General features: G+C 69.0%; 8 protein-coding genes. 1 reads left to right on the top strand and 7 read right to left on the bottom strand.

Translation table 11 applies throughout. The features are described 5' to 3' along the window. Positions 1-138 precede the first annotated feature (138 nt). The 6 genes from JHD77_RS19880 to JHD77_RS19905 all read right to left on the bottom strand — a co-directional run bounded on the left by JHD77_RS19880 (position 139) and on the right by JHD77_RS19905 (position 9,778). Positions 139-1,749 carry an ABC transporter ATP-binding protein gene (locus JHD77_RS19880; protein WP_031756579.1) on the bottom strand — a complete coding sequence of 537 codons (1,611 nt, stop codon included), beginning with the start codon at positions 1,747-1,749 and terminating at the stop codon, positions 139-141. 1 nt (position 1,750) lies between these two features. Continuing rightward, on the bottom strand, positions 1,751-2,767 hold the full coding sequence (locus JHD77_RS19885; protein ID WP_191519454.1) for an ABC transporter permease: 1,017 nt from the start codon (positions 2,765-2,767) through the stop codon (positions 1,751-1,753). 1 nt (position 2,768) lies between these two features. After that, positions 2,769-3,842, bottom strand: a complete 1,074-nt coding sequence (locus tag JHD77_RS19890; RefSeq protein WP_003103638.1) for a microcin C ABC transporter permease YejB — start codon at positions 3,840-3,842, stop codon at positions 2,769-2,771. 1 nt (position 3,843) lies between these two features. After that, positions 3,844-5,652: an extracellular solute-binding protein gene (locus tag JHD77_RS19895; protein WP_003118735.1), complete on the bottom strand. Its 1,809-nt coding sequence runs from the start codon at positions 5,650-5,652 to the stop codon at positions 3,844-3,846. A 3-nt stretch (positions 5,653-5,655) separates the two neighbouring features. Continuing rightward, positions 5,656-8,613, bottom strand: a complete 2,958-nt coding sequence (locus tag JHD77_RS19900) for a TonB-dependent receptor (RefSeq protein ID WP_031689007.1) — start codon at positions 8,611-8,613, stop codon at positions 5,656-5,658. A 262-nt stretch (positions 8,614-8,875) separates the two neighbouring features. Continuing rightward, positions 8,876-9,778: a LysR family transcriptional regulator gene (locus tag JHD77_RS19905; protein WP_003107805.1), complete on the bottom strand. Its 903-nt coding sequence runs from the start codon at positions 9,776-9,778 to the stop codon at positions 8,876-8,878. Positions 9,779-9,918: 140 nt separating this feature from the next. On the opposite strand from JHD77_RS19905, the gene JHD77_RS19910 reads away from it, so the two are divergent. Next, positions 9,919-11,304: an MFS transporter gene (locus JHD77_RS19910; protein WP_049876875.1), complete on the top strand. Its 1,386-nt coding sequence runs from the start codon at positions 9,919-9,921 to the stop codon at positions 11,302-11,304. 6 nt (positions 11,305-11,310) lie between these two features. Here JHD77_RS19910 and cynR read toward each other — a convergent pair whose 3' ends face one another. Further along, the gene (gene cynR / locus JHD77_RS19915; RefSeq protein ID WP_003114874.1) at positions 11,311-12,198 is read right to left on the bottom strand and encodes a transcriptional regulator CynR; all 888 of its coding nucleotides are present in this window, start codon (positions 12,196-12,198) and stop codon (positions 11,311-11,313) included. Between the last annotated feature and the right edge of the window lie 101 nt (positions 12,199-12,299).

Below are 12,299 nucleotides of genomic sequence, written 5' to 3' on the forward strand. Positions count from 1 at the left end.
CCCCAATCGATCGGACGGACCCGGAAGCCGACATGGCTCCTTGTCCCTGACGGGCCCGCAGGCCGATCTTAAGAAAAGCGCCGGGGCGTCTGGAAAGAACCTTTCGGAACATCCTTAGAGTCAGCATGGTTTCCCGCCTCAGATTCCCAGCCCGGCCACCCGCAGATGCTCTTCCAGGCGCAGCGCGGGTATCGCTCCGAGCAACTCGCGGGTATAGGGGTGGCGCGGCTGGCTGAACAGCGCAGCGGCGCTGCCCTGCTCCACCACCCGGCCGTCCTTGAGCACCAGGATGTCGTGGGCCAGGGCGCGTACCACGGCCAGGTCGTGGCTGATGAACAGGTAGCTCAGTCCGTGGCGACGCTGCAACCGACGCAGCAGCTCGACCACCTGGCACTGCACGCTGCGGTCGAGCGCCGAGGTCGGTTCGTCGAGCAGGATCAGCGCCGGCTTCAGCACCAGCGCGCGGGCGATGGCGATGCGCTGGCGCTGGCCGCCTGAAAACTCGTGGGGATAGCGTTCCAGGCAAGGCTCGTCGAGACCGACCTCGCGCAGTGCCTCCAGCACCCGCGCGCGGCGTTCGCCGGTATCGCCGATGCCATGGATACGCAGGCCTTCGCCGACGATCTGTTCCACGCTAAGGCGCGGGTTGAGGCTGCCGTAGGGGTCCTGGAACACCGCCTGGAACTGCCGGCGCAATGGCAACAGGCGCTTGCCGTGCAGCCGGTCGAGGCGCTCGCCCTGGAACAGGATCTGCCCTTCGGCCGGCAACAGGCGCAGCAGCGCCTGGCCGAGGGAGGACTTGCCCGAACCGCTTTCGCCGACGATCCCCAGGGTGCTGCCACGGCGCAGCCGCAGGCTGACCTCGTGCACCGCGCGCAGTCCCGCGCGCCGGCGCAGCCAGCCGCCGGGCGCGGGGTAGTCGAGGCTCAGCGCGCGCACCTCCAGGCAGGTCTCGCGGCACGCCACCGGCTCCGCCAGCCCACCCGGCTCGGCCTCGATCAGCAGGCGCGTGTAGGGATGCCGGGGCGAGCGGAACAGCGTCTCGCAGGCGTTCTCCTCGACGATCTGGCCATCGCGCATCACGCAGACCCGATCGGCGACCCGGCGCACCAGGTTGAGGTCGTGGCTGATCAGCAGGATCGCCATGCCCAGCCGTCGCTGCAAGCTTTGCAGCAGCTCCAGGAGGCGTTTCTGCACGGTGACGTCGAGAGCCGTGGTCGGTTCGTCGGCGATCAGCAGTTGCGGCTCGCAAGCCAGCGCCATGGCCAGCATCACTCGCTGTCGCTGGCCGCCGGAGAGCTGGTGCGGATAGGCCTCGAGCAGGCGTCGCGGCTGCTCGAGGCCGGCCAGTTCGAGCAGTTCCAGTACCCGCCCGCGCAGCGCGGCGCCACGCAGGCGGCGATGCAGGCGCAGGCCCTCGCCGACCTGGCGGCCGATGCGCTGCAATGGATTGAGCGAGGTCATCGGCTCCTGGAACACCATGCCGATGCGCTGCCCACGAATCGCCAGCAATGCCTGCGGCGACAGGGCGAGCAGTTCCTCGCCGTCCAGGCGCACGCTGCCGCCCAGGCGCGCCGCTCCCGGCAGCAGGCGCAGCAGGGCGTGGGCGGTCTGCGACTTGCCGGAGCCGGACTCGCCGACCAGGGCCAGGGTCTCGCCGGCGCGCAGGCTGAAGTCGATCCCCTTCACGACCTGCGTGTCGCCATAGGCGACGCTCAGGTTTTCCACTCGCAACAGTTCCCGGTTCATCTCATGTCCTCGGATCGAAGGCGTCGCGCACCGCTTCGCCGATGAACACCAGCAGGCTGAGCAAGGTCGCCAGGACCACGAACACGGTCAGCCCGAGCCAGGGCGCCTGGAGGTTGTCGCGGCCCTGCCCGACCAGTTCGCCAAGGCTCGGCGAGCCGGGCGGCAGGCCGAAACCGAGGAAGTCGAGGGCGGTCAGGGTGGTCACCGCGCCACAGAGCAGGAACGGCAGGAAGGTCAGGGTCGCGGCCATGGCGTTGGGCAGGATGTGCCGGAACATCACCCCGGCGTCGCCGAGGCCGAGGGTCCGCGCCGCCTTGACGTACTCCAGGTGACGACCGCGCAGGAACTCGGCGCGAACCACGTCGACCAGGCTGGTCCAGGAGAACAGCAGCATGATCGCCAGCAGCCAGCCGACCCCGGGCTGCACCAGGCTGGCGAGGATGATCAGCAGGTAAAGCATCGGCAGACCCGACCAGACCTCGATGAAGCGCTGGCCGAACAGGTCGATCCAGCCGCCGTAGTAGCCCTGCACCGCGCCTGCGCAGATTCCCAGCAACGACGAGGCCAGGGTCAAGCCGAGGGCGAAGAGGATCGACAGGCGCAGGCCGTAGATCACCCGCGCGAGCACGTCGCGGCCCTGGTCGTCGGTGCCCAGCCAGTTCTCCGCCGAGGGCGGCGCCGGCGCCGGGCGCGCGTAGTTGATGCTGCGCGCGTCGAAGCGGATCGGCGGCCACAGCGCCCAGCCGTCGCGGGCGATGCGTTCGCTCATGAAGCGGCCGCGGTAGTCCGGCGGGAACGGCAGCTCGCCGCCGAAGGCGGTTTCCGGATAGTCCCGCAGCACCGGCAGGAACCACTGGCCACGGTATTCCAGCAGCAGCGGGCGGTCGTTGGCGATCAGCTCGGCGAACAGGCAGGTGACGAACAGCGCGAGGAACAGCCGCAGCGCCAGGCGCCCGCGGCGGTTGGCGCGGAACGCGGCGAGGCGGCGGCGGTGCAGCGGGGAAAGGACGATGGCCATCTCACTGTTTCCTCGCGGCGAAGTCGATGCGCGGGTCGACCAGGCTGTAGGCCAGGTCGCCGGCCAGCTTCACCAGCAACCCGAGCAGGGTGAAGATGAACAGGCTGCCGAACACCACCGGGTAGTCGCGGCCGAGCGCCGCTTCGTAGCCCATCAGGCCGAGGCCGTCGAGGGAGAACAGCACCTCGATCAGCAGCGACCCGGTGAAGAACACCGAGACCAGCGCCGCCGGCAGCCCGGCCACCACCAGCAACATGGCGTTGCGGAACACATGGCCGTAGAGCACCCGGCGCTCGCTGAGCCCTTTGGCGCGAGCGGTGGCGACGTACTGCCTGGATATCTCGTCGAGGAAGCTGTTCTTGGTCAGCAGGGTCAGGCTGGCGAAACCGCCGACCACCAGCGAACCCACCGGCAGCGCCAGGTGCCAGAGGTAATCGGCGAAGCGCGCCAGCGGGCCGAGGCGCTCGGCGCCCTCGGAAGCCAGGCCGCGCAGGGGGAACCAGTCCAGGTAGCTGCCGCCGGCGAACAGCACGATCAGGACGATGGCGAAGAGGAAGCCGGGCACCGCATAGCCGATCACCACCAGCGCGCTGCTCCACAGGTCGAAGGCGCTGCCGTGGCGCACCGCCTTGGCCACCCCCAGGGGAATCGACACCAGGTAGGTGATCAGTGTCGCCCACAAGCCCAGGGACAGCGAGACCGGCAGCTTCTCGGCGATCAGGTCGATGACCCGCGCGTCGCGGTAGAAGCTCTCGCCGAAATCCAGCCGGGCGTAGCTCGACAGCATCAGCCAGAGCCGTTGCAGCGGCGGCTTGTCGAAGCCGTACTGGCGCTCCAGGGCGGCCACCAGCTGCGGATCGATGCCGGTCTCGCCGTGGCGCTGCGGTTCCAGAGCGCCATGCCCACCCTCCCCGCCACGCCCCAGCGGGCCGCCGCCGTCGACGCCCTGCAGGCGCGCGATGGCCTGATCCACCGGCCCGCCGGGTGCGGCCTGGACGATGGCGAAGTTGATCAGCAGGATGCCCAGCAGGGTCGGCAGGATCAGCGCCAGGCGGCGCAACAGGTAGCCGCCCATGTCACTGCGCCTCCCGGCTCGGCGCGGCCCGCTCGCGGACTTCCCACCAGGTGTTCAGCCCCAGGCTGTAGCGCGGCGCCTGCGGCGGTCGGCCGAAGCGATTCCAGCTGGCGATCCAGACCTCGTCGGAATACCAGGTCGGGATCAGGTAGTAGCCCCATTGCAGCACCCGGTCGAGGGCGCGCACGGCGGTTTCCAGGGCGGCCCGCGAGTCGGCCTCGACCACCGCCTGGACCAGCCGGTCGATGGCCGGGTCCTTCAGGCCGATGCGGTTGTAGCCGCCGGGATCGGCGTAGCTGGAGGAATGCCAGAAGCTGTACTGCTCGTTGCCCGGCGAATTGGACTGGGAGAAGCTCGAAACGATCATGTCGTAGTCCCGCGCACGTATGCGCTCGATGTATTGCGAAGCGTCCACCTGGCGCAGGCGCATATCGATGCCGATCCGCGCCAGGTTGCGCTGGAACGGCAGCAGCGCGCGCTCCAGGCCCTTGCCCTGGAGCAGGAGGTCGAAGCGCAGCGGCCGTCCGGCGGTATCCAGCAGGCGCCCGTCGACGGCATGCCAGCCGGCCTCGCCGAGCAGGCGGTAGGCCTGCACCAGGCGCTCGTGGATATCGCCGCTGCCGTCGTTCACCGGCGGAGCGTAGGCCTGGCCGAAGACCTCCTCGGGGATCTGCCCGCGCAGCGGCTCCAGCAAGGCCAGTTCGTCGGCGCCGGGCAGGCCGCGAGCGGCCATCTCCGAGTTGTCGAAATAGCTGCGCAGGCGCTTGTAGCGACCGCCGAAGAGCTGCCGGTTGGTCCATTCGAAGTCGAACAACAGGCTCAGCGCCTGGCGTACCCGGCGGTCCTCGAACAGCGGCCGGCGCAGGTTGAACACCAGGCCCTGGAGGCTGGCCGGGTACGGGTAGGGAAAGCTCTCCTGGCGCAACCGGCCATCGCGCAGGGCCGGCGAGTCGTAGCCGCTGCTCCAGGCCTTGACGCTGGTCTCGACATTGATGTCGGCCTGCCCGGCCTTGAACGCCTGCAAGGCCACGCCGCTGTCGCGGTAGTAGTCGAAACGGATCCGCTCGAAGTTGTACAGGCCACGCCCGACCGGCAGGTCGCGAGCCCACCAGTCGGGGTTGCGCCGGTAGCTCACCGAACGCCCCGCCTCGGCCTTCTCCAGCCGGTAAGGTCCGCTGCCCAGCGGCGGCTGCATGCTGCTGCGGTTGAAGTCGCGTCCCTGCCACCAATGCCTGGGCAGCACGTAGAGCTGGGCCAGCACCAGCGGCAGCTCGCGGTTGCCGGCATGACGGAAATCGAAGCGGATGCGCAGGCGATCCTCCACCACCGGCTCGCGGACCTCCTTGTAGTAGGCGCGCCAGAACGGGCTGCCCTGCTCGACCAGGCTATCGAAGGAAAACTTCACGTCCTCGGCGGTGACCGCCACGCCGTCGCTGAAGCGCGCCCGCGGATCGATATGGAAACGCACCCAGCTGTTGTCCGGGGCTTTCTCGATGTAGCGCGCCAGGTAGCCGTATTCGGTGAACGGCTCGTCCAGTGACTGGAAGCCGAGGGTTTCGTAGATCAGCGCGGCCTGGGTCATGCTGATCGGCGTGCCGCGGTTGGCGAAGGGGTTCAGCGTGTCGAAGCTGCCGCTTTCCATCCGCCGCAGGCTGCCGCCCTTGGGCGCCTGCGGGTCGACGAAGTCGAAGTGCTGGAAACCCGGCGGATATTTCGCCGGCTCGTCGTAGAGCGTGATGGCATGGCGCGGCTCGCTGCGGGCCAGGCTGGCGAGCAGGCAGCAGGCGAAGACCAGGATGCGTCCGGGCATGGCTCAACCACCGAAGTGATAGCTGAAGTCCAGCCACCATTGGCGGCCCATGGCGTCGTAGTTGCCGGTGGGATAGTACGGCCAGCCATCGGAGTCGTCCTCCTTGATCTGGTCGAGCAGGTTGTTCACCGTCAGGCCGACGCTGGCGCGTTCGTTGAGCCGGTAGCGGGCGCTGGCGTTGAACACCGTCCACGGGCTCAGGCGCCCGCTGCCAGCGGCGTTGGTAACGCTGCCGTAGCGCACCGCGAAGAGCGTCGAGGTGAACTGTGCGTAGTCCCAGGTCAGGCTGGCGTTGAGTTTGCTGCGCCAGTCGTGGGAGTCGAGGCTGTCGCGCTGGTTCTCGCTGGGGTAGTCGTCGGACTGCTTGTAGTCGTGGGACAACACCAGGGTGTAGCCGAGGGTCGAGGAGAAGGCGCCGTAGTCGCCGGCGCCCCAGCGGATGTTGCTGCGCAGGTCGATGCCGCTGGTGCGCTCCTTGGCCGCGTTGATGGCATTGACGTAGACCTTGTTCAGGCGATTCGGATCGACGCTGGCGTCGCCGGCGTTGCGTTCGACCCGCGCCAGGGTGTCGCGGCACTGCGCCGAGTCCGGATCGAGCCCGCCGCTGCGGCAGGCCGCCTCGTCGCGCAGCAGTTTGTCCGGATCGAGGGTGGTCAGCAGGTCATCGATCTGGATGTGGTAGTAGTCGGCGGAAAAGTCGAACCTGCTCGACGGCGACCAGACGAAGCCGTAGCTCCAGTAGCGCCCGCGCTCGGACTTCAGGTCGGGCGTGCCGCTCTGCACGTAGTCGACCCGGCCGTTCTTGCAGGCGCCGTCGACGCCTTTCTCGCAACCGTAGTAGTCCTTCTGCGCCGGGTAGTAGCCGTTGGCGTCAGCCTGGTAGATGTAGTTCAGGTCCGGCGCGCGGAAGCTGGTGCCGTAGCTGCCGCGTAGCAGCAGGCTGGTCAGCGGGCGCCACTCCAGCCCCAGGTTGTAGGTGGTCTGCTCCTCGGTGCGACCGCTGAACCTGTACTGGTCCCAGCGGCCGGCGGCGGACGCCAGCAGCGTGTCGTGCAGCGGGATGCTGAATTCGCCGCCGGCGGCGTAACGGTCGCGCGAGCCGCCGGAGCTGCTGGCCTTGGAGACGTTGTAGAGAGAGCCGTCGTTGTATTGCGAGTCGGGACGGATCCTGTAGCCCTGCTTGCCCACCTCCAGCACGCCGGCGAAGGCCACCGGGCCGGCCGGCAGGTCGAACAGCTCGCCGTTGCCGGTGAAGCTGTAGGTCTGCGAGTAGGACTCGCTGTGCTGGGTCACGTTGCGCCGCAGGCTGCGCCACTCTTCCTCGCTCAGCGGACGTCCGAGGCGCGCCGGATCGGGATCGTAGACCGGGTAGCCGTCGCGTTCGCCGAGCTTGCGGCCCAGGTACAGGTCGAGGATCCCGGCCGCCGGGGTGTAGCGGGTAGTGCGGTCGCTGCGGTACTCGGAGCGGGTCGCGGCCAGTTCGTATTCCCAGGAAGTATTGGCGACGCGGTCGCTGTAGCCGAGGGTGCCGGTCCAGGACACCTCGCGCCACTTGCTGTTGTTGCTGCTCTTGCCGCCGATCTCCTCGGGCGAGAACAGCCGGTACCAGCGCTCCAGGTCGCCGCTGGAGGCATTGATGAAGTCCGGCGAGGTGAAGGACGGCCCGCGGGTATTGTTCTGCAGGTGGTCGAAGCCGAACAGCAGGTCGGCGAACAGCTTGCCGCTGTCGCTCAGGTGCCAGGTGCCGCCGGCGTAGCCGTCGTAGTTTTCCTTCTTGGTCTGTAGGGTCCAGTAGTTGTTGTAGTACTGGTCGGTCATGCAGCGATAGCCACCCCTGGCGCCCGGCACCGGCGCCACGTTGCCGCCGAACAGGCCGCCGAGGCCGGCGCAGGAGGCGTCGCCGAGGTAGCGTCCGCTCTGCGGGTTCAGCCGGTAGCCGACGTTGTTGCCGTCCGGGTAGCTGTCCATGAAACCGCGCTGGTTGGCCCAGACCGGCTGGCGCTGCTCGACCTGCAGGCCGAACAGGCCTTCGAAGTCGCCCGTCGCGCCGCCGCCGACCAGTTGCAGGCGCTGGTTGTCGCCGCCGCCGCGCTCGGTGGTGCCGGCGCGCAGGTTGACGTCGACGCCATCGAATTTCTTCTTCAGGACGATATTGACCACCCCGGCGATGGCATCCGAGCCGTAGATCGCCGAGGCGCCGCCGCTGAGGATCTCGATGCGGTCGATCATGACCGCCGGGATGTTCGCCAGGTTGGTGAAGTTCACCGAACCGCCATAGGCGGTCGGGTAGTCGGCGACGCGCCGGCCGTTGATCAGCACCAGCGTGTGGTTGGGGCCGAGATCGCGCAGGTTGAGGGCGTTGGCCGCCGGTTGCCAGGTGTTGCCGTAGTCCTCGCCCTGGGTCATGCCGGTGTTCTGGGTCTGCGTCTGCAAGGCCTCGAAGACGTTGCGGTAGCCACGGTTCTGGATTTCCTCGCTGCTGATCACCGTGACCGGCGACGGCCCTTCCTGCTGGGCGCGGGGAATCCGCGAGCCGGTCACCACCACCCGCTCCAGGGTCTGCTCCGCTTTCGCCGCCAGCGACTGCACCTTCGCCGCCGGTACGGCCGCGCGCAGCGGCGCGGCGGAAATCACCGCGCCGCGCTCGGAACGGCGGAACTGCAGGCCGCTACCGCGCAGGGCCTGTTCCAGGGCCTGGTCGACACTCAGCGGACCGCGCACCGCCGGCGCCTGCCGGCCGCGCACCAGCGACTGCTCGAAGGAGATCAGCAAGCCGCTCTGTCGCGAGATGCCCAGCAGCACCTGGTCCAGCGGGCCGGCGGCGACGTCGAAGGTGAGCGCCTTGGCGGCGGGCGCGGGCGTCTCCGCACGTGCCTCCGGCGGCGCGGCCAGGGCCGCCGCGAGCAGCGCGGCCAGGGCCAGGCTGGAAGGCAGGCGTGTGGATGGAGCATGGTGCGGCATCGTTCGGTTCCCCCCGAAAACATGGTTTCCAGGGGATGAGCGATGAGCGCGGGAGATTTGCAGGGCAGGCTTGGAACGCTTTGTTCTGAGCTTATAAGCGCGGGCGAATAGGCATAGCGGCGGATAACGCCTCCGGCGTTATTCGCCCCACCCGACAATCTTCCCCCAGCTCCGCTACCGGCCTTGCCCCGCGTAGGGCGAATAGCCGCTTGCGGCTATCCGCCGGTCCGAACACGGCGTTATCCGCCCTGCCGCCCTCGGGTCAGTATGTCAGCGCCCCGCACCAGTGCGCGCTCTTCAGTTCCTCGTAGAGCGCGCCGATCTTCAGCGAGCACTGCCGCGACGGCGGGTAGATCAGCGACACCGGGCACAGCGGCGGTTCGAACGGCTGGAGGATGCGTACCAGTCGACGCCGGCGGATCGCCTCCTCGGCCATGAAGCCCATCACCTGGACGATGCCCTGGCCGACCAGCGCCGCGTCGACCAGCGCGTCGGCCACGTCCAGCACCAGGTCGCCGCGCACCGCCAGGCTCAGCGGCTGGCCGTCGCGCTGGAACTGCCATTCCAGCAGCTTGCCGGTATGCAGGTCGCGCACCGTCGGGCAGTTGTGCCCGGCGAGTTGCTCCAGGCGCTCCGGCGTGCCGTGGCTACGCAGGTATTCCGGCGACGCCACCGTGACCCAGCGCAACGCCGCCAATGGCCGGGCGATCAGGCGCACGTCGCCGACCCGACCGAGACGCACGGCGGCGTCGAAGCCTTCCTCGGTGAGGTCGACCAGGCGATCGGTCATCGCCGCCTCGATCTGCAATTGCGGGTAGCGCCGCGTCAGTTCGCGCAGCACCGGCATGATCACGATCCGCCCGAGCGCCTGCGGGGTGGTGATCTTCAGCGGACCGCTCGGCGCGCACTGGCGGTCCACCAGCAACTTCTCGACTTCCTCCAGTTCCGCCAGCAAGGGTGCGCAGCGCTCGTAGAACAGCTGGCCGTCCGGGGTCAGGCTAACGCTGCGGGTGGTGCGGTGCAGCAGACGCACGCCGAGTTCGGCTTCCAGCCGGCCGATGGCGCGCGACAGGCCGGACTGGGTCAGACCGAGGGAAACGGCGGCCTGGGTGAAGCTACGGGTCTCGGCCACGCGGGCGAGCAACTTGACGGCATTCAGGTCCATGGCGATCTCATCGATGATTATTTTCATCAGTGAAAGGACGGAGAGGCTATTTATCACGATTCCAGCATGAGAAACACTGGCCGCGCCCAACCCAGACCAGGAGTCCCGCCGTGACGGACCGTGCCGCCCCTTCCAACTGGATGCTCGCCCTGCTCGCCTGCGCGCAACTGATCATCGCCCTCGACGCCACCATCGTGTTCGTCGCTCTGCCGGAAATCAGCCGGGCGCTGGATTTTTCGGCGCAACGCCTGCAATGGGTGGTGAGCGCCTATACGGTGGCCTTCGGCGGCTTCCTCCTGCTCGGCGGGCGCGCCACCGACCTGCTCGGCCGGCGCCGCATGTACGTCCTCGGGCAAAGCCTGTACGCCCTCGCCTCCCTCGCGGGCGGCCTGGCCCAGAGCGAGTTGCCGTTGATCCTCGCCCGCGCCGTGCAGGGCCTGGGTGGCGCGCTGCTGTTCCCGGCGACCCTGGCGCTGATCGGCAATCACTTCGCCGAGGGCCCGGCGCGTAATCGTGCCCTGGCGATCTGGAGCATCGCCTCGGCGTTCGGCCTGGCCCTCGGCTCGGCGCTCGGCGGCGCGCTCACCGAGCTGTTCGGCTGGGCCTCGATCTTCCTGGTCAACGTGCCGCTGGCCGGCGCCGCGGCGCTGCTCGCCCTGCGCCTGATCCCGGCCGACGCCCGGCGCCAGCGCGGTCGGCGCTTCGACCTGGCCGGCGCGCTGACGGTCACCGCCGGCGCCACCCTGCTGGTCTTCGCCCTGGTCCAGGGCCCCGAGTCGGGCTGGGATGCGCCCTCGGTACGTTTCGGACTTTACCTTTCCGTCCCGCTGCTACTGGCGTTCCTCGCCATCGAACACTACAGCCGCGACCCGCTGATGCCGCTGCGCCTGCTGGGCAACCGCAACCTGCAGGTGGCGATGCTGCTGACCGCGATCTTCATGAGCAGCTACGGCGTGCAGTACTACTTCCTGGCCATCTACTTCCAGTCGGTGTACGGCTACAGCGTGTTGCAGACCGGCCTGGCGTTCCTCCCGGCGACTCTGCTCTGCACCCTCGGTATCCGCGTCGCCGAGCGCCTGCTGGCCCGCCACGGGGCACGCGCGACGCTGGTCGCCGGCCTGCTGCTGGGCGCACTCGGGCTCGGCCTGCTGGCAGCGTGCCTGCCGCTGGGGCGCGGCTTCCTGGCGCTGCTGCCGGCCATCATGATCCTCAGCGTCGGCCAGGGCATGACCTGGACCGCCATGTGGGTGAGCGCCGCCAGCGGCGTCGATCCCGCCGAACAGGGCGTCGCCTCGGGGATGGCCTCGATGACCCAGCAGATCGGCGGCGCGCTCGGCCTGGCCCTGCTGGTGGCGCTGGCCAACGCCCAGGTACGCGGCGCCGATGCCGCCAGCCTGCTGGCCAGCCAGGCGCGCGGCATCGAATGGGTGACCGCGCTCAGCGCCCTGCTCGCCCTGTTCGGCGCCGCCCTGGCCCTGCGCCTGCGCCGCGAGGAGCCCGCGGCGTTGCAGCCGAGTCGCGGCTGATCCCGCTCAGGCGTCGCCCAGCTCGGCGCCGAGCTCCAGCGCCAGGGCCTGGAAGGCCAGGCGCGCGGCACCGGGGTGGCTGCCCTGGCGCCAGAACAGCGCCACCTGACGGGTCGGCAGCGCCGGCCGCAGCGCCACACAGCGCAACCCGGCCTGCTGGCGCGCCACCGCCTCCGGCAGGATGCTGGCCAGTCTTCCGCGGCGAACCACGTCGACGATGGCGCTGATCGAGTTCGCCTCCAGCGCAACCCGCGCCGTCACCCCTTGCTGGCGCAGGTAAGCGTCGATATGCCGACGCGTGGCGAAGTCGTCGCGCAACAACGCCAACGGCAACTCCGCCAGCGCTGCGGCGGCCAGCGGCGCGTCCGCCGCCGGGTGTTCCGCCCCCAGCACCAGGCCCAGACGCTCCAGGTAGAGCGGCTGGCTGTCGATCTCCACCGAACCCGGCTCGCTGAAGGCCACGCCAAGGTCCAGGCGATCGTCGATCAGCGCCGCCTCCAGGGCGTCCTGGGGCAACTCCTCGAGGCTCAACTCGATGCCCGGATAGCGCTGATTGAACGGATCCACCAGGGCGCCCACCAGATAGCAGGTGAAGGTCGGCGTCATGCCCAGGCGCAGGCGGCCGCGACTGAGGTCGCGCACCTCGTGGATCGCCCGTTGCGCCGCTTCCAGCTCGCGCAAGGCACGCCGCGCATGAAGCAGGTACAGCTCGCCGGCATCGGTGGGACGCACGCTCCTGCCGGAGCGGTCGAGCAATTGCACGCGCAGTTGCTCTTCCAGTTGCCGCACCTGCTGCGACAGGGTCGGCTGCGAAACGTGCAGCGCCTCGGCGGCGCGGGTGAAGTTGCGATGCTCGGCAACAGCGAGCAGGTAGCGCAGGTGGCGAAGCAGCATGGAAACATCCAACTATAGACCAGACCAATGACTGGAATAATAAACCGGTCTTGGACCCTATGGCTCAATCCGCGCATCCTGGCCCCACCATTCGACGGCCA

The organism is Pseudomonas sp. P20, assembly GCF_016463925.1.
GTDB lineage: Bacteria > Pseudomonadota > Gammaproteobacteria > Pseudomonadales > Pseudomonadaceae > Pseudomonas > Pseudomonas aeruginosa.